Here is an 18,484-nt window from a genome sequence, read left to right on the forward strand (position 1 = left end):
CTGTCGAATTCGTTCGGCTTCGGCGGTCACAATGCCACCGTTATTTTGCGCAAATACGAGGCATAAATGCAAGCGATCGGCCCTAACGCAGGCGGCGTGCCGCCTGCGTTTTTTCCAAAAGAAGACGTTTGATTCCGCCGCAGGCTGCGGGGGAACGATACGCCAAACTTGCGGAGGATCACGAAGGAGGATGCCGTACATGAGCGAAGTCATGAACCGGCTGCAGGAGCGAGCGGGCGTCCGATTCCGCAACGTCTCGCTGCTAAGGCAGGCCTTTACCCATACGTCTTACGTAAACGAGCAGCGAGGATCGCGCGTAGAGCATAACGAGCGCCTTGAGTTTCTTGGCGACGCCGTTCTTCAACTGACCGTGTCCGAGGCGCTGTACCGGATGTATCCGGACCGTCCCGAGGGCGAGCTCACTCGTCTCAGGGCCGCGATCGTATGCGAGCCGTCGCTTGTCCGTTATGCCGAGGCGCCCGAATTCGGGCAGGACGTGCTGCGCGGCAAAGGGGAGGAGCAGACGGGCGGGCGGAGCCGTCCGTCCTTGCTGGCGGACGCCTTCGAGGCGTTCGTCGGCGCGCTTTATTTGGATCAGGGGCTGGCGGAAGTGAACCGGTTCCTCGGCGAGCATCTGTTTGCCCATCTGCCCAAAGAAGGTCAGGCGCCGATCAAGGACCACAAGACCGAGCTGCAGGAGCGCGTGCAGCATCTGGGGCTTGGGACGCTCGATTACCGGATTCTCGAGGAGCGGGGACCCGCGCACGACCGGGAGTTCGTCGTCGAGGTCCGAATCGGCGAGCGGCGGCTCGGCCAGGGGGCCGGGCGCTCCAAGAAGGAAGCCGAGCAGCAATCGGCCGCGCAAGCGCTGCGCCAGCTGAAGACGGACGCAGAGACGGGCGGCGGACAAGCTTCCGGCAGCGAGAGACAAAAGGTGAGGGATCCCCATGTATCTGAAAGGCATTGAGCTTGCCGGCTTCAAGTCGTTCGCGGACCGTACGCAGCTTGAGTTCGGCCGCGGCATCACGGCGGTCGTCGGTCCGAACGGCAGCGGCAAGAGCAATATTTCCGACGGCATTCGCTGGGTGCTCGGCGAGCAGAGCGCCAAGAGTCTGCGCGGCGGCAACATGCAGGATGTCATCTTTGCCGGCAGCGACGCCCGCAAGGCGGTCAACTTTGGCGAGGTGTCGCTTACGCTCGACAACAGCGACAAGGCGCTCCCGCTCGAATTCGCGGAGGTGACCGTCACGCGCCGCGTGCACCGGAGCGGGGACAGCGAATATTTGATCAACAAACAGCCGTGCCGTCTGAAGGACATTACGGAGCTGTTTATGGATACGGGTATCGGCAAGGAAGCGTATTCGATCATCGGCCAAGGACGTATCGAGGAGATTTTGAGCACGCGCTCCGAGGACCGGCGAGGCATCTTCGAAGAAGCTTCGGGCATCGTCAAATACAAATCGCGAAAAAAAGAAGCACAGCGCAAGCTCGAGGACACCGAAGGCAACCTGCTGCGGATCAACGACCTCGTCGTCGAGCTCGAGAGCCAAGTCGAGCCGCTTCGCAAGCAGGCGGCGAAGGCGGAGTCGTTTAAGCTGCTGAAGGAAGAGCTCAAAAACAAAGAGATCGCGCTGTATGTGCATCAGATCGACACGGTGCACAAGACCTGGGCGGAAACGAACGGCAAGCTCGAGAAGCTCCGCAAGGAACAGCTCGAGCTGTCGACGGTCGTGTCTGCGCACGACGCCCAGCTCGAAGAGGAACGTCAGGCGCTGCAGCGGCTCGAGGAGGCGCTTGAGCGCTTGCAGGACGAGCTGCTGCGGACGACCGAAGAGACGGAGAAAAGCGAAGGCTACGGCGAGCTGCTGACCGAGCGGATGGCGAACCTGGCGCGCGGCCGCGCGCAGCTCGAGGAGAGTCTGGCGCTCGTCACCGAGCGGCTGGCGACGTCGAAGGCCGAGGGCGAGAAAATCGAGCTTCGGCGCGCGCAGGTCGAGGGCGAGCTCGAGGCACTGCAGGCGAAGCTGCTCGAGGAAGAAGTGAAGCTGGCGATCGCGGACGGCAGCGAGGACGCCGAAGAACGGCTGAAGACGGACCTGTTCGAGACGATGAACGCGATGGCCCAGGCGCGCAACGACATTCGGTATTGCGAGCAGCAGCGTGAGGAGCTTGCGCGCAAGTCGGCGCGGACGGCGGGCGAACGGGCCAAGCTCGAGGAGCAGCGCGAAGCGCTTAAGCTTCGCGGCGCGGAGCTGGAGCTGCGGGTCGCAGCCTGCGCACAGGCGGTCGCGCAGACGCGCGACCGCTATATCGCGGAAGGCACGCGTGTCGCCGACCTGCAGCGTCGGCTCGAGGAGACGCAGGGCGAAGGCCGCCGCTGGGACCAGAAGCGCGAGGCGCTCGTGTCGCGGCGCGATACGATCGCGGAGCTGGCGAACGATTACGACGGCTTCCAGCACGGCGTCCGGGAAGTGCTCAAGGCGGCGAAGCGCGGGCATCTGCACGGCGTTCACGGCGCGGTCGCCGAGCTCGTGACCGTGCCGGCTCATCTTGAAGTCGCCGTGGAGACGGCGCTCGGCGCCGCGCTGCAAAATATCGTCATGGAAAACGAAGCGACCTCGCGGGCCGCGATCGGCTACCTGAAGCAGCGGCAGTCGGGACGCGCGACGTTCCTGCCGCTCGACGTCATCAAGCCGCGGAACGTCGGGGACAGCGACCGCCGAAGCGTAGTCGAGCTGGACGGGTTCGTCGGCGTGGCCGCCGAGCTGGTCGGCTTCGAGCAGCGGTACGCGGGCATCGTCGGCAGCATGCTCGGCAACGTCATGATCGCGCAGACGCTCGAGCATGCGAACCGGATCGCCTCGCGTCTGCAGTATCGCTACCGGGTCGTCACGCTAGACGGCGACGTCGTCAATGCGGGCGGCTCGATGACGGGCGGCAGCATTGCGCGCAAATCGTCCAACCTGCTCGGCCGTCAGCGCCAGCTCGAGGAGCTGGCCAAGGAGATCAAAGCGGCGGAGCAGGCCAGGGTCAAGCTGCGCGCCGAGTTCGACGATTTGAAAAAGGAGCTTGCGCTGGCGCAGCAAAATATCGAGCAGCTCCGCGAGTCCGGCGAGCGCGCGCGGATGGAAGAGCAGCAGGCGTCCGCCCAGCGGCAGCGTCATGCCGAGGAACGGGAGCAGCTGCAGGCGCAGCTCGCCGCGATCGGCGGCGACGAAGGCGGGCTCGGCCGCGAGAAGGCGGAGCTTGCATCCGCGCTGGCCGAGGCCGAAGCGCGGCTTAAGAAGCACGCCGCCGAGGAAGAACGGCTGTCGCGGGCGATTCGCGAGGCCGAGGAGTTCAAGCGGCGGAGCGCAAGCGCGAAGGAAGAGCTGCAGGCGCAGCTGACCGAGATGAAGGTGCGGATCGCGCGCATGGAGCAGGAGCGGGCGTCGATCGCGGAGCAATCCGGCCGTCACCGCAGCGAAGAGCAGCGGCTGTCCGCCGAATCGCGCCAGCTCAAGGAGACGCTCGCACAAAACACGGCGGATACCGAGCGCACGGCAGCCGAGCAGAACCAGCAGCGCGAGCGTCTGAACGCGCTCCGGCTCGCCAAAAAGGAATATACCGAAGGGATCGAGTTCCGGCGCGCGGACCGCGCGCAGCGGCAGCGCGAGCTCGAGCGCAAGGAAAACGAGACGCGCGAGCAGCGCACGCAGCTCCGTCAAGTCGAGGACCAGCTTCGCCAGGCGGAGATCTCCTCGAACCGGATGGACGTGGAGCTCGACAATCTTCTGCGCAAGCTGAGCGAGGAGTACGAGATCGGCTACGAATGGGCGAAGGAAAAGTACGCCGTGCCCGAGGACGTGCCCGCCGCGCAGAACGACGTTCGCGAGCTGAAGCGCAAGATCACGATGCTCGGCGAGGTCAATCTGGGCGCCATCGAGGAGTTCAAGCGCGTCAGCGAACGCTACGAATTTCTGGACGCGCAGAAGAACGATCTCATGGAGGCGAAGAGCAAGCTGCACGCGATCATCCACGAAATGGACGAAGAGATGTCGAGACGGTTCCGCACGACGTTCGACCAGATTCGCGGCCACTTCGTCGTCGTCTTCTCCAAGCTGTTCGGCGGCGGCCGCGCGGATCTCATCCTGAGCGAGCCCGAGCGCCCGCTCGACACGGGCATCGAGATCGTCGCCCAGCCTCCCGGCAAAAAGCTGCAAAACCTGCAGCTGCTGTCCGGCGGCGAGCGCGCACTGACGGCGATCGCGCTGCTGTTCGCGATTCTGAACGTGAAGCCAGTCCCGTTCTGCGTGCTCGACGAAGTCGAGGCCGCGCTGGACGAGGCGAACGTGGCGCGTTACGCGCGGTATATGCGCGACTTCTCCGAACTGACGCAGTTCATCGTCGTCACGCACCGCAAGGGCACGATGGAGGAAGCGGACATGCTGTACGGCGTGACGATGGAGGAAGGCGGCGTGTCCAAGCTCGTAAGCGTCAAGCTTGAGGAGAGCGAAGCATTTACCGAAGAAGCGACCGCTTGATCGGCGTCAGGCCGGCCGCGGCGATTTATATCGAAGGACGGGACGGGCGCCGCAGTTAGGGCGGGCCGACCGGCAGGAGGAACAAAAATGAGTTTTTTTAAACGACTGAAGGAAAGCATCGCCTCGAAAACCGAGGCGGTTACGAACAAGTTCAAGGAAGGCCTCGCGAAGACGCGCGACGCCTTCGTCGGCCAGGTGACCGACCTGTTCACCCGGCGCAAAAAAATCGACGAGGCGTTTTTCGAAGAGCTTGAGGAGATTCTGATCGGCGCCGACGTAGGCGTCAATACGGTCATGGAGCTGATCGAGGATCTTCGCGACGAGGTGAAAAAGCGCCGCATCGAGCAGCCGTCCGAGCTTCAGCCTATCTTGTCCGAAAAGCTGGTCGGCCTCTTGACGGAAAGCGGGGAATCCTCGCAGCTGAAAATGAATCCGAACGGCATCACCATCATTTTGTTTGTCGGCGTCAACGGCGTCGGCAAGACGACGACGATCGGCAAGCTGGCGCATCGGTTCAAGCAGGAAGGCAAAAAAGTGCTGCTCGCCGCAGGCGATACGTTCCGTGCCGGCGCCATCGAGCAGCTGCAAGTATGGGGCGAGCGCGTCGGCGTCGAAGTCATTAGCCAGCAGGCCGGCTCCGATCCCGCGGCCGTCATGTACGATGCCGTCCAGGCGGCCAAGCAGCGCGGCGTCGACGTCCTGCTCTGCGATACGGCGGGACGCCTGCAGAACAAGGCGAACCTGATGGAGGAGCTGTCCAAGATCTACCGCGTCATTCAGCGGGAGATTCCGAGCGCGCCGCATGAGACGCTGCTCGTGCTGGACGCGGCCACGGGACAGAACGCGCTTCAGCAAGCCAAGCTGTTCGGCGAGAAGAGCGGAGTCTCCGGCCTCGTGCTGACGAAGCTCGACGGCACGGCCAAAGGCGGCATCGTCATCGTCATCCGGCGCGAGATGTCGCTGTCGGTCAAGTTCGTCGGACTCGGCGAAAAAATGGACGATCTGCAGCAGTTCGACGCCGAGCAGTTCGTGCACGCGCTGTTCGCCGGTCTGGCCGAAGAACAACCGACAACCGAAGAGCAATAAAGAGACAACGCGGAAAAGTATGATCATCCGGCCGCAGCGGCTGCCCTCAGGGCAGCTTGCTGCGGTTTTTCTTTGTTTTTGGGTAAAAATAAGGTTTGACCCGATTTGCGAGCTGTACTAATATACTTCGTATGCGAATTATTTGTTGAGCAATTATTTGCAAGGAAATGGTTCTAAGGAAATGTCCTATTACATCGGATAAGGAGGAGGGAGATGGAGAATCAGTCGCTGATCTCGGAATTGTTTACATCCTTCAGGGAAGTCAACCAGTCTTTTTACCAATCGATGCAGCGCGCAGGACAGCATCTGGGCGTTACGCCGATCCAACTGCTCGTCTTGAAGACGCTGCGGGGCAAGCCGCAGATGAGCCTGTCTGAGCTGGCCGAATGCCTGTTCGTAGGCCCGAGCACCGCTAGCGGCATCGTCGAGCGGATGGTCAAAGCCAATCTCGTGTCGCGGGAGCGTCCCGAGAACGATCGCCGGTCGATCTCGCTGCGCTTGACGCCGGAAGGCGAGCAATTGTGGGTAAAGATCGACGAACGGCGCAATTTGATGCTGGAGCCGCTGAACGAGCTCGGCGAGGAAGATTTGAACGACCTGCTGCGCATTCATGGCCGCATCGTGCACCTATTACACAAAGCGAGAGAGGAACATAAAGATGAGTAATGCCATAACGTCCACCCTGAGAAAAGGTCCGATCGTCGCGTCGCTCCTGATCGGCGCTTTCGTCGCGCTGCTGAGCCAGACGCTGCTGAACGTCGCGCTGCCGAAGATGATGGCGGACCTTGAGATCGGGTCCAATACGATACAATGGCTCGTCACGGGCTACATGCTCGTCAACGGCGTCGTCATCCCGGTTACCGCCTACTTGATTTCTAAATTTTCAACGCGTCAATTGTATATTGTCGCCATGGGGCTGTTCACGGTCGGCACCGTCGTGGCCGCGGTCGCGCCGAACTTCGGCACGCTGCTGACCGGCCGTCTGATTCAAGCCGTCGGCGCCGGCATCATGATGCCGCTCATGTCGGTCGTGTTCCTGACGATCTTCCCGATCGAACAGCGGGGCAAGGCGATGGGCATGATGGGCCTGGCGATGATCTTCGCGCCGGCCGTCGGTCCGACGCTCTCCGGCTGGATCGTCGAGCATTACTCGTGGCGCGTCCTGTTTTACATCGTTCTGCCGCTTGCGGTGTTTTCGCTCATTTACGGCTCGTTCGCCATGAAAAACGTCACCCAAACGTCCAAGCCGAAGCTGGATGTGCTTGGAGTCGTGCTTTCGACGCTCGGCTTCGGCGGCATCCTCTACGGGTTCAGCGACGCCGGCAACGACGGCTGGGACAGTAGCCGCGTTATCGTAAGTTTGGTTGTAGGCGCGGTGGCGCTCATCCTGTTCGTCTGGCGGGAGCTGGTGGCCAAGAAGCCGCTGCTCGAATTCCGCGTGTTCAAGTTCGACATGTACTCGCTGACGACGGTCATCAACGTTATCATCACGATGGCGATGTTCTCGGCGATGGTGCTCATGCCGATCTATCTGCAGAACATCCGCGGCTTCACGCCGCTCGAATCCGGCCTCCTGCTGCTACCGGGCGCCATTCTGATGGGGATCATGTCCCCGATCACGGGCATGATCTTTGACAAGATCGGCGCGCGCTGGCTGGCGGTCATCGGTCTCATCATCACGGCGTTTACGACGTGGGAGCTTAGCCGGATCGAACTGGACTCGACGTATATGCATATCATTTTGATCTACTCGGCACGGATGTTCGGCATGTCCTTGCTCATGATGCCGATTCAGACGGCGGGCATGAACCAGCTGCCGCAGACGCTCAACTCGCACGGTTCGGCGATGTCGCAGACGCTGCGGAACGTTGCCGGCGCGCTCGGCACTGCCTTGCTCGTCACGATCATGACAAACAAGGCGGCGAACGAAGGCAAGGCGCTCACGATCGCCGCGGGGATCGATCCGACCGACAAGGCGAATGCGGCGCAGCTGGCGGATATCGGCAAGGAAGCCACGTTGTACGGCATTCAGCATGCGTTCGTCGTGGCGACGTGGATCACGGTAGCGGCACTGGTGCTGGCCTTCTTTATCCGCAAAGTCAAGCCGCATCATGAAGTGCTCAAGTCGGAAGGCAATGCCGCGGCAGAAGCGGCTCAATCCAAAGCCCAGTCGTCGCGCTGATCGCAGGCGGCGGCAAACGCCTCGCACGGGACAATCGTTCCCGCTCGCGAGGCGTTTTTTTGTGCTTGTTTTGCACTTCGTTTTTCTCGCCGTATAGATACATTCGATAACAACCAACAAGATGCCGAACAAGGCTTGATCTCCCGTTGACGGCCTACGAATGCGGCCCGAACAATCGCTTGGTACAGTTTAAGCCAGCCGGACCTGCCATGTCGCCTGTTGATCGGCGCACGTTAAAGGGGACGGTACTAAAGGAGGGAATGATGAATGAAACGAAGCGCGCTGCTTCTGGCCTGCGCCGTCCTTGGCGCGGGTACGCTCTTATCCGGATGGTCCGACAGACCGGCAGTTCACGCCGCGGGCGTTGCGACGCCCGACTACGAAGTAAAATGGTATTTGGACCCGGCCGTCGTGTTGGGCTCGGACCACAAGCTGAAGAGCGCGGTGCTAAGTGCGTTCGACATGCCGTCCACGGTCGAAAAAATGAACGTCGCGTATTTGGACGGCGACGATCTGGACTTGAACGCAGAAGGCTGGAACGTTCGGATCCGGAAAATGGAGGCATACAGCGACGAGCAATTCGAGGTCACCTACAAAATGCGCTATCCGATCGCTGGCGGCAATATTCAGGCTGCGCTGAACGCAGCCGCGGCGGACGGCTTCGATACGGACGAGGACGACTACGAAGCGCAGGTCGATTGGGGCTACTCGTCGCAAACGCTCAGCTTCAGCAACAAAAAGGAGACGGAGCTGGACGGGTACGACGGCATGGAGCTGCCCGACAAGGGAGACGCGAGAGAGATCGCGGAGGATCTCATTCCGGGCAAGCTGGAAAATTGGCGATCGGGCGATTGGGCGGTGGACATCGTTCACGACGCCCATATATACGGACCGGTCAGCGCCAAGCGATCGATCGGCGAGTGGGACGGCGAGAAGCTTTATATCGAAGTGTGGGAGATCAAGAAGGCATCGGGCAGCGGCTACGAATATCTCGTCGAAGCATCCTTTAAGGAAGACAATTATGCGGCGGCAGCGTCGAAGCGAGATTCGCTGAAAAACAAGCTCGTTGCCGAAGGCTGGTTTTTGCCGCAGGACGGACTCAAGACGACAAAAATATTGGAACGCTACTAATAGATAAGTGGATCGTCGATTGCCGATCGCGCCCATGACTTAACGGTCATGGGCGCTTTTTTCGCGTTACGGGGGCAGAGGGCGTCCCTAGTTTTAGCCATTATGCGGGCAAGCGCGAAAAGACAGCACAATTCGCGATTCACAACCGGTGAAATAGCCTTTATACTATCGTAAGAATGATAATCAATATCAATGAAACAGGGGTCCTCGAACATGAACAGATTGATCCGGTTAACGCAATTGATTTCCCTCGCCGTTATGATTGCCGTACTTGCCGCATGCGGCAGCTCGAACGACGGGTCTTCCGCAACCCGGACGGCATCCGGCCAGGCTTCGCCGACTTCCGCCGCGACAACCGAGTCCGGCACTTCGGCATCCGCAGCATCAGGCGATGCGGGCGATAGCGCGGAATTCCGCGTGCTGACCGACGCCGCCGGGCACGAAGTGAAGGTGCCGACGCATCCGCAGCGCATTATCGCCCCGTTCCTGGAGGATCCGCTGAGCGCTCTCGGTATGAAGCCCGTCGCGCAGTGGAGCGCCGGCGGCGTTCCCCAGCAATATTTGCAGGACAAGCTCGCAGGCGTTCCGGCGCTCAAAATGGACGGCGGCTTAAAGCCCGAGGAGGCGCTGTCCTATAACCCCGACCTCATCGTGTTCCTGTCGCCGGTATATGTGCCGGAGGGGAGCTACGACCAGTTCTCGCAAATCGCACCGACGTTCGTGCTGTCCGACAACGATTCGGACTGGCGCGGCAATCTGGAGAAGCTCGGCAAGCTGCTGAACGACGAGGATGCCGCGGCCGCGGCGCTTAAGCAGTACGACGACAAGCTGGCCCAGACGAAGAAGCGGCTCGGCGACCTGCCGAAGGACAAGTCGGCCGTCCTGCTGCAAGGCGTCGACGAGAAGGGCTTCAAGCTGTTCGGCCCGAACTTCTACGGCGGCGTGACGCTGTACCAGGCGCTCGGCTTCCGCCAGCCGGCCGTCGTGACAGGCAATTACGAGACGTATTCGATCGAGAAGCTCGCCGAGCTTGAGGACGTCGATTATATCTTTGTCCTCTCCGGCCCCGGGCGCGCGGCGCCGCCGGCAGACAACCCGCTCTGGAAGGCGTTGAAGGCCGTCAAGGCCGGGCACGTATATGAAGCGGATTCGGGCTATTGGTTCAATTTGAACTCGATCGCGAGCGGCCTGATCATGGACGATGTGCTGAAAAACCTCAATGCATAACGCGATGTCCGACCTGCAGCCCGGGGCTGCAGGTCAGCTTTGCTATCGGCTGCTGAACGTCGTCCCGATCCGCGAAGAGCCGCAAAGCGGACCGGCGCAGCGGCGGTTTATCGAGACGAAGTCGACTGCGCTGCTGCTGTCAAACGCCTACGGCGGACGACTGGTCATTGACGGCCGGTCCCATGCTCTGCGCCCCGGATCTTTGCACGTCTGCCTGCCCGGCTGCCTGATCGAGCTGACGAACTATTCCGATGTTTCGACCCAGCTTCTCATGCTTGAATTCGACGTTTTTATCCCGCCCGATTCGGATGCGGCGCAAAAAGAAGGCCTGCACGTGCCGCCGGAGCTGCCGTTTCCGCCCTTTGCGCAGCTTCCTTCAGCTACGGATGCCGGACGTCTCTACGGCTTGCTCGGAGCCGGCTGGCAAACGGGACGGCCGTCGGATCGACTCCGGTGCGAAGCCGCGCTGCTCGAGCTGCTCAGCCTGGCGCTGAGCTGCGGGGAGCAGCAAACGGAAAAGGCGTTGGACGCCGCGCGAAGAGAACTTGAGCTTCGCTATACGGACGACGTGACGATCGATGAGCTGTCCGCCATAGCAGGACTTAGCCGATTCCATTTCATGCGGCTGTTCAAGGAACGGTACGGCAGGGGCGTCATCGAATACCGGACGGAGCTCAGGCTGCGGGAGGCCAAGCGACTGCTGACCGGTCGCGACGGCCCGCCGCTCGCCGAGATTGCCGAGCGCGTCGGCTACACGAGCGAAAGCTACTTCAGCAGCCTGTTCAAAAAACAGACCGGTATCGCGCCGGCGGTCTATCAGCGCAATCAAAAGCGGCGGATCGCCGCCTATAGCTGGGTCAACGTCGGACAGCTGCTGGCGCTCGGGACCATTCCGCATGCCGCGCCGACGGACCAATATTGGACCGACTATTACCGGGACCGGTTCGGCTATGAGGTGAAGGCGCCGCTCAGCCATCAATACGAATTTAACCGAAACGTATTGCTGCGATCGCAGCCGGACAAAATTGTCGGCGTCGACTCGTTTATACCGCCGGAGGAGCAGCAGAGGCTGAGGGAAATCGCCCCGGCCCTGTTCCTGGACTGGGAGGAGGATTGGCGCAGCCATCTTCGGCGCACAGGCGCGTTTTTGGACTGCGAGGGCGAAGCGGAGCGGTGGCTCGAGCGATACGACCGCACGGTCGTCGCAGTGCGGGACCGGTTAAGGAAAATTGTCGGCGAAGATGCCGTGCTCGTGCTCACGGTCGGCGGACGCGGCATGCAAGTGTGCGGACGACGGGCGGCAACCTTGTTGTACGACGATCTTGGATTTGCCGAGCCTGCGGGCGTTCGGGAGCTAAATATCGCATGGACGAAAGCGATCGATCTCTCTATACTCCCCCGGCTGGAGGCGGATCGTATCGTCGTTCACCGCAGCAGCGATCCAGGCTCGGCTCAGGTGTGGGATCGCCTGTCGCGCTCCAAGGACTGGCTTCAACTCCCCGCTGTCGCGGCCGGCAATGTTCATTGGACGTCGGACAGCGATTATTTTGAGGCGCCGGTTAACGAATATGCCGCGGAGCCGCTCGGCAGATTGCTCGGCGCGGTGTCCGGCTGGTTCGGAAACGACATATAGCAGCGTTGATTAGCGGCAAATGAGCGACTATGAATTGCGCGAAGCTACGCGGGATCCAGTATTCGGCCGTGGGCAGGCATGGCGGTTTCCATGAATAAGAATCCTTTGCTATAATGCGATGTACCAAACGATGCGCCGTTTTTTAAACGAACGGGAGAGGGTGAATAGCATGAGATTGGGCAGCCAGCTTTTCGGCGATACGAGCACGCCCGAATCGTGGGTTAACGAGGTGCTCAAAGGCGGCTACCGTTCCGCTGTATGTCCCGATTTGGACGAAACGTCCGAGGATATGGTACGTGCCTATGTGCGGGCGGCGGAGGCCAATCACATTACCATCTCTGAAGTCGGCGCCTGGAGCAATCCGATCAGCGCGGACGAGGCAGTGCGGCGGGAGGCGCTGGCCCATTGCAAGCGGCGGCTGGCGCTCGCCGATACGGTCGGCGCGCGCTGCTGCGTCAACATCGCGGGTTCTCGCGGCGAGCAGTGGGACGGGCCGCATCCGGACAATTTTTCGGACGACACCTTTGCGCTCATCGTAGACACCGTGCGCGAGATTATCGACGCCGTGCAGCCGAAACGCACGTTTTTTGCGCTGGAGACGATGCCGTGGATTTTTCCGGATTCCGCCGATTCGTACGTGGCGATGCTGAAGGCGATCGACCGCCCGGCTTTCGCCGTTCACTTCGATCCGGTCAACATGATCTCAAGCCCGAGAATCTACTATAAGAACGGCGATATGATCCGCGATTTTTTCGTCAAGCTCGGCCCCTACATCCGCAATTGCCATGCCAAAGACATTAAGCTGGCCGGCAAGCTGACGGTGCATCTGGACGAGGTCGTGCCCGGTCGCGGCGCGCTGGACTATCGCACGTTTCTTCGCGAGCTGAGCAAGCTGGATCCGGATACTTCGCTGATCGTCGAGCATCTGAAGACGCCCGAGGAAGGCGAGGAGGCCGCTCGTTATATCCGTTCCGTAGCTCGGGAGCTTCACATTCCTTTATAAAAACCGGGCGGGCTCCCTTAAAGAGGTGTAACTTTTGGATGCATCGGTGCGTCAGTGACTTTGCAAGCGCTTGAGCGCGACGCTAACCAGACGTCCAGAAGGGAGCATCTCTTATGAAAAAGCAGAAATGGATCATACTCGCGACAGCGGCCGGGCTTCTCGCGACGACCGGCGCGAGCGCGGCGGGTCTCATCGAGAAGGTGACGGGCCAGCTTCGCGGCGACATCTCCGTCACGGTCAATGGCGAGCAAACCCAGCTTCACCCCGTTTATATCGACGGCAAAGCTTATATTCCGGTTCGCGATGCGGCCGAAGCGTTCGGCTACGGCATCACGTGGCATCAAAAGCAGCTGGATCTGACGAGCAAACAAACGCCGCCGGCCGAAGAAGCCGGCTATATTACGACGTCCGGCGTCGTGGCGAGCGCCACCGCGACCGCAGACGGCGGCGTCAGGCTCGAGGTGCTGGGCACCGGGCAAAATCCCTGGATTATCCTAACGGCCGACGCCAAGACGACGATCGCCGGCGCAGACGGCAAAAAGCTTGCGGCAGGCGACCTGAAAGCGGGCATGCACATTATCGCCGAGTACGGACCGATCATCGCGATGAGCTACCCGGGGCAATCGCATGCGGCATCGATCAACGTAACGGCCGAGCGGCTGGTCAAGGAGCAGGCGGTGTATACGATCGAGAAGGCGGACGGCGGCTGGCGGATCCAGTTTTCCGAGCTGAAAAACGGCGTCGAGACCCCCGTTCTAGCGCTGCAGTCGGGCAAGGAAACGCGACTCGTCGACAAAGAAGGCCGATCCGCAGACTGGACGCAAATCAAGCCGGGCACGCCGGTGCGCGCTTACTACGGCGAGACGCCTGCCGAAGGCACGGCGGCGCCGATCGATACGCTCGTCATTTTAGAGGACCAGCCGACGGCCGAACAGATCGCGGCTTATCGCGAGATCGCCTGGAAGCTCGTGCCGACCGAACAGCTGCCGCATCTGTTGACCAAGAAGGAAGAAGCCCAGGTGGCCGTCATCGATGCGGACAGCGCCGGTCTGATGCCAGCCGACGACGCCGCGAAGAAGCGCGTCGAAGCGATCAAAGCCGCAGGAGGCAAGCTGATCGCCGTCTATTACAGCACGGATCAAGACGCGCTGATCGGGCCGCTGACGGTCGTGTTCGATCCGGAGACGGAGAAGCTGCTCGGATATTTCGTGAGACGTTAATTCGCCGAGAGATGCGGAATCTGCGCGACCTGAGAGGGGGCGCAGGTTCTTTTTTGCGTGTTAAGGTATTTGCCTTGACAACGTGCGGGCGAAAGCTTATGATAGTTTTCGGACGCGGCGTGTCAAGTCGTTTCCCTTGACAGCATAGGAGTGATCGTGATGCAGGGAGAGCGCGCACTCGCGAAGACGACCCGGATGAACATGCTGTTCGATTTTTACGGGCCTCTGCTGACCGACAAGCAGCAGACGTTTCTGAAGTTTTATTACCACGACGATTACTCGCTAGGCGAGATCGCCGCGGACTTCGAGATCAGCCGCCAGGCGGTCTACGAGCATCTGAAACGGGCGGAGCAGGCGCTCGAGGGCTACGAGGACAAGCTCGGACTCATGGCGCGGCACGATCGGCTGCACAGCTGGCTGGACGCGCTCGACCGGCAGATCGGCGGGCTCCCGGAGCCGCATCGCGAAGCGTTGGCCAGGACGGCCGCGGCGCTTCGGGGATCGGATGACGGCGAGCTTTGAACGCGAACCCGACAAATGATATGATTGAACGAATAGATGCGAGATTTCCGAAGAAGGGAGGGACCGGCTTATGGCATTCGAAGGATTGACGACAAGGCTCCAGAACGTGTTCGGCAAGCTGCGCGGCAAAGGAAAGCTGTCCGAGGACGATGTCAACGAAGCGATGCGCGAGGTGCGGCTGGCGCTGCTGGAGGCCGACGTCAACTTCAAGGTCGTCAAGGATTTCATCGCCAAGGTGAAGGAGAAGGCGGTCGGCCAGGAAGTGACGAAGAGCTTCACGCCCGGCATGGTCGTGGTCGATATCGTCCACAAGGAACTGATCGAGCTGATGGGCGGCACCCAGTCCAAGCTGGCCAAGGCGAACCGGCCTCCGACCGTCGTTCTGATGGCCGGCTTGCAGGGCGCGGGCAAGACGACGCTCGTCGGCAAGCTGGCGAAGCAGCTGCAATCGCAGAACCACAAGCCGCTGCTCGTGGCCGGCGACATCTATCGCCCTGCGGCGATCAAGCAGCTGCAGGTGCTCGGCGGACAGATCGACGTGCCGGTATTCTCCCTGGGCGACCAGGTGAGCCCGGTCGAGATCGCCCGGCAGGGCGTGGCGCGCGCCAAGGAAGAGGGCCGCGACTACGTGCTGATCGATACCGCGGGCCGTCTGCAGATCGACGAAGCGCTTATGGAAGAGATCAAGCAGATTCACGCGGCGGTTAATCCGGACGAGGTGCTGCTGGTCGTCGACGCCATGACCGGCCAGGAGGCCGTCAACGTGGCCAAGAGCTTCCACGAGCAGCTTGCGCTGACCGGCGTCGTGCTGACCAAGCTCGACGGCGACACCCGCGGCGGCGCGGCCTTGTCGGTCAAGGCGGTGACGGGCTGCCCGATCAAGTTCGCCTCCACGGGCGAGAAGATCGACCAGCTCGAGGCGTTCCACCCCGACCGGATGGCGTCGCGGATTCTCGGCATGGGCGACATGCTGTCGCTGATCGAGAAGGCGCAGACGAACATCGACGAGGAGAAGGCGAAGGAGCTCGAGCGCAAGATGCGCACGGCCGAGTTCACGTTCGACGACTTCCTCGAGCAGATGGAGCAGGTTCGCAAGATGGGGCCGCTCGACCAACTGCTCGATATGATGCCCGGCATGAACAAGCTGAAGGCCAATCCGAACTTCAAGATCGACGAGAAGCAGATCTCGCGCACCGAGGCGATCGCCAAGTCGATGACGAAGGCGGAGAAGCAGAAGCCCGACATGATCAACTACAGCAGGCGCAAGCGGATCGCGGCCGGCAGCGGCACGACCGTCGCCGACGTGAACCGGCTGCTCAAGCAGTTCGAGGATATGAAGAAGATGATGAAGCAATTTTCCGGCATGATGGGACCTAAGGGACCCAAGGGCGGGATGAAGGGCCTCAAGAATCTGCTCGGCGGCAAAGGCGGCAAGGGCATGAAGTTTCCTTTCTAAATGTCGCAGGCAACGAGATCTCGTTAAGGAGGTGAAAGTTTAAAATGGCAACTCGCATTCGTCTTAAGCGTATGGGCGCTCACAAAGCCCCTTTCTACCGCGTGGTCGTAGCTGATTCCCGCTCCCCGCGCGACGGCCGCTTCATCGAGGAGATCGGCATCTACAACCCGGTCGCTCAACCGGCCGAAGTGAAGATCGACGAGGAGAAGGCACTGAAGTGGCTGCAATCCGGCGCGCAAGCGTCCGATACGGTCCGCAATCTCCTGAGCAAGGCTGGCGTTCTGAAGAAGTTCCACGAATCCAAGCTCTCGAAGTAAGACGTCGGATTTCCCGGAGGCTGACGGCCATGGAACAACTCATACGGGTTATTGCACAGGCATTGGTGGATCATCCGGAAGTCGTACGAATTCAGGTCAAGGAAGTCGCGCGCGGCCTGGTGTACGAGCTTACCGTTCATCCCGGCGATGTCGGCAAGGTCATCGGCAAGCAGGGGCGGATCGCGAAGGCGCTGCGTACGGTCGTCTCGTCCGCCGCGGTCAAGACCCACAAACGCGTCATCGTGGACATCGTATCCGAATAGCAGGCAGCTGAAGTCCGGGCGCGCGAACAGCGTACCGGGCTTTTTCGTCCTTTGCGGCGACGCGCTGCCGTATGGGCAGGCGGAGGAACGGGACATTCTATCGTAAAAGGGGGCGTTCCCTTGTCGGAGCAACATTTGCTGAATGTCGGCAAAATCGTCAACACGCACGGCGTGCGGGGAGAGATCAAGGTGTGGCCGCAGACGGACTTTCCGGACGTGCGGTTCCGCGCGGGCAGCAAGCTGCTCCTCGTCAACCCGGAAGCAGGCGGGCAGCCGGCCGAAGTCGAGGTCGTCAGCGCCCGCGAGCAAAAAAACATGTTCGTGGTCCGGCTGAAGGGCTGGGACGACATCAATCAGATCGAGAAGTACAAAGGCTGGGAGCTTAAGGTCGAAGCCGAGGACCGCGTGGAGCTGGAGGAAGACGAGTACTATCTGAGCGATATCGTCGGCTGCGCCGTCTTCACCGAGGAGGGCGAGGAGCTCGGCTACGTCAAGGAGATACTGTCCCCCGGCGCGAACGATGTCTGGGTCGTCAAACGTCCGAAGGGCGGAGATCTGCTGCTGCCGTTTATCGACGATGTCGTCAAGGAAGTCGACGTCGCCGCCCGCCGGATCAAAGTTCATTTGATGGAAGGATTGCTCTGACGATGCGCGTAGACGTTCTGACGCTTTTCCCGGAGATGTTCGAGGGCGTATTCGGCAGCAGCATCCTCGGAAAAGCGCGCGAGCGCGGCCTCGTTTCGCTGAATACGGTGAACTTCCGCGACTATGCGAACAACAAGCACAACACCGCCGACGACGGGCCGTACGGCGGCGGCGGCGGGATGGTGCTGAAGCCGGACCCGATCTTCGCAGCTGTAGAAGCGGTTACGGGGCGCAAGGCGCTGGCAGAGCCCGGCGACGACGCGGCTGCGGAGGGCGCGCCTGCTCGGGAGTCTGACGGCCCGCGTCCGCCGCGCGTCATCCTCATGTGCCCGCAGGGGGAGACCTTCACGCAGGCGAAGGCGCAGGAGCTGTCGCGGGAAGCGCATCTCATTTTCATCTGCGGTCATTACGAAGGCTACGACGAACGCATCCGCAGCCACCTCGTGACGGACGAGCTGTCGATCGGCGACTATGTGCTGACAGGCGGAGAGTTGCCTGCCATGACCGTCGTCGACGCCGTCGTCAGGCTGCTGCCCGGCGTGCTGGGCAACGAGAGCTCCGCCGTCACCGACTCGTTCAGCGACGGCCTGCTCGAATACCCGCACTATACCCGTCCCGTCAATTTTCGCGGCCTCCAGGTACCGGACGTGCTGCTGTCGGGCCACCACGCGGAGATCGACAAATGGCGAAGGCAGCAGTCGCTGCTGCGGACGCATGCGCGACGTCCGGAGCTGCTTGACGCCGCGGAGCTGTCCGACAAAGAGAAGAAGTGGCTCGAAGACGCGATCAAATCGCAAAGCGAGAGCGACGCGCGCTGATTGTTGTCATTTTGACGGGCTGTTCGGGCGCTCGCGCGGGCTTGTATGATTCGGACTTGAATGCGGCGTGCATTTATGATAGAATTTCAAATGTTGTGTATGTCGAAGCCTGTGTTTGGCCCAGTGCCGCGAGGTTACGGCATGATTAATCGGGCGGTCCTCTGCGCGCTAAGATCCGGATTCGAACATTCGGGGAGCGGCACGAACGTCTATGGCGGAAGGAGGGGACACCCCCATGAGTCTGATTCAAACGATCACCCAAGAGCAACTGCGCAAGGACATCCCGACATTCCGTCCTGGCGACACGCTGAAGGTTCACGTTAAAGTCGTCGAGGGTTCCCGCGAGCGGGTACAACTTTTCGAAGGCGTCGTGATCAAGCGTCGCGGCGGCGGGATCAGCGAGACCTTTACGGTTCGCAAGATTTCCTACGGCGTCGGTGTTGAGTGTACTTTCCCAG

17 protein-coding genes are annotated in these 18,484 nt (G+C 61.1%); all 17 read left to right on the forward strand.

Annotation, left to right across the window (positions count from 1 at the left end; all coding sequences use genetic code 11):
• Nucleotides 1-199: 199 nt before the first annotated feature.
• Nucleotides 200-967, forward strand: a complete 768-nt coding sequence (gene rnc, locus KVT38_RS31205) for a ribonuclease III (RefSeq protein ID WP_217597663.1) — start codon at nucleotides 200-202, stop codon at nucleotides 965-967.
• Nucleotides 948-4,523: a chromosome segregation protein SMC gene (gene smc, locus KVT38_RS31210; RefSeq protein ID WP_217597664.1), complete on the forward strand. Its 3,576-nt coding sequence runs from the start codon at nucleotides 948-950 to the stop codon at nucleotides 4,521-4,523. The genes rnc and smc overlap by 20 nt, the downstream gene beginning before the upstream one ends.
• 87 nt (nucleotides 4,524-4,610) lie before the next feature.
• Complete coding sequence (gene ftsY / locus KVT38_RS31215; RefSeq protein WP_217597665.1) at nucleotides 4,611-5,609, forward strand: signal recognition particle-docking protein FtsY; 999 nt, start codon at nucleotides 4,611-4,613, stop codon at nucleotides 5,607-5,609.
• Nucleotides 5,610-5,822: 213 nt separating this feature from the next.
• The gene (locus tag KVT38_RS31220; protein ID WP_217597666.1) at nucleotides 5,823-6,275 is read left to right on the forward strand and encodes a MarR family winged helix-turn-helix transcriptional regulator; all 453 of its coding nucleotides are present in this window, start codon (nucleotides 5,823-5,825) and stop codon (nucleotides 6,273-6,275) included.
• Nucleotides 6,268-7,791 carry a DHA2 family efflux MFS transporter permease subunit gene (locus KVT38_RS31225; protein WP_217597667.1) on the forward strand — a complete coding sequence of 508 codons (1,524 nt, stop codon included), beginning with the start codon at nucleotides 6,268-6,270 and terminating at the stop codon, nucleotides 7,789-7,791. Before KVT38_RS31220 ends, KVT38_RS31225 begins: the two co-directional genes overlap by 8 nt.
• 267 nt (nucleotides 7,792-8,058) lie before the next feature.
• Entirely contained in the window at nucleotides 8,059-8,922 is an 864-nt protein-coding gene (locus KVT38_RS31230; RefSeq protein WP_217597668.1) for a hypothetical protein, read from the forward strand.
• 213 nt (nucleotides 8,923-9,135) lie between these two features.
• Nucleotides 9,136-10,149 (forward strand): ABC transporter substrate-binding protein, encoded by a 1,014-nt coding sequence (locus KVT38_RS31235; RefSeq protein ID WP_217597669.1) that lies wholly within the window; start codon nucleotides 9,136-9,138, stop codon nucleotides 10,147-10,149.
• A complete protein-coding gene (locus tag KVT38_RS31240) occupies nucleotides 10,142-11,782 on the forward strand; it encodes an AraC family transcriptional regulator (protein ID WP_217597670.1) in 1,641 nt (546 codons plus the stop codon). Before KVT38_RS31235 ends, KVT38_RS31240 begins: the two co-directional genes overlap by 8 nt.
• A 169-nt stretch (nucleotides 11,783-11,951) precedes the next feature.
• Nucleotides 11,952-12,785 carry a sugar phosphate isomerase/epimerase family protein gene (locus KVT38_RS31245; RefSeq protein WP_217597671.1) on the forward strand — a complete coding sequence of 278 codons (834 nt, stop codon included), beginning with the start codon at nucleotides 11,952-11,954 and terminating at the stop codon, nucleotides 12,783-12,785.
• Between the two features lie 113 nt (nucleotides 12,786-12,898).
• A complete protein-coding gene (locus KVT38_RS31250) occupies nucleotides 12,899-14,005 on the forward strand; it encodes a stalk domain-containing protein (RefSeq protein WP_217597672.1) in 1,107 nt (368 codons plus the stop codon).
• Nucleotides 14,006-14,164: 159 nt separating this feature from the next.
• Nucleotides 14,165-14,527: a YlxM family DNA-binding protein gene (ylxM, locus tag KVT38_RS31255; RefSeq protein ID WP_217597673.1), complete on the forward strand. Its 363-nt coding sequence runs from the start codon at nucleotides 14,165-14,167 to the stop codon at nucleotides 14,525-14,527.
• 70 nt (nucleotides 14,528-14,597) lie between these two features.
• The gene (gene ffh, locus KVT38_RS31260; RefSeq protein WP_217597674.1) at nucleotides 14,598-15,983 is read left to right on the forward strand and encodes a signal recognition particle protein; all 1,386 of its coding nucleotides are present in this window, start codon (nucleotides 14,598-14,600) and stop codon (nucleotides 15,981-15,983) included.
• A 44-nt stretch (nucleotides 15,984-16,027) separates the two neighbouring features.
• Nucleotides 16,028-16,300: a 30S ribosomal protein S16 gene (rpsP, locus tag KVT38_RS31265; RefSeq protein ID WP_090117412.1), complete on the forward strand. Its 273-nt coding sequence runs from the start codon at nucleotides 16,028-16,030 to the stop codon at nucleotides 16,298-16,300.
• Nucleotides 16,301-16,329: 29 nt separating this feature from the next.
• A complete protein-coding gene (locus KVT38_RS31270; RefSeq protein WP_217597675.1) occupies nucleotides 16,330-16,563 on the forward strand; it encodes a KH domain-containing protein in 234 nt (77 codons plus the stop codon).
• Between the two features lie 120 nt (nucleotides 16,564-16,683).
• Nucleotides 16,684-17,208, forward strand: a complete 525-nt coding sequence (rimM, locus tag KVT38_RS31275; RefSeq protein ID WP_217597676.1) for a ribosome maturation factor RimM — start codon at nucleotides 16,684-16,686, stop codon at nucleotides 17,206-17,208.
• Nucleotides 17,209-17,210: 2 nt separating this feature from the next.
• Nucleotides 17,211-18,026, forward strand: coding sequence for a tRNA (guanosine(37)-N1)-methyltransferase TrmD (trmD, locus tag KVT38_RS31280; RefSeq protein WP_217597677.1), 816 nt, complete (start codon nucleotides 17,211-17,213; stop codon nucleotides 18,024-18,026).
• A 235-nt stretch (nucleotides 18,027-18,261) separates the two neighbouring features.
• The coding region (gene rplS, locus KVT38_RS31285; protein ID WP_217597678.1) for a 50S ribosomal protein L19 at nucleotides 18,262-18,484 on the forward strand (223 nt) is incomplete at its 3' end.

This window comes from Cohnella sp. GbtcB17, assembly GCF_019091135.1.
In the GTDB taxonomy this organism is placed as follows: domain Bacteria; phylum Bacillota; class Bacilli; order Paenibacillales; family Paenibacillaceae; genus Cohnella.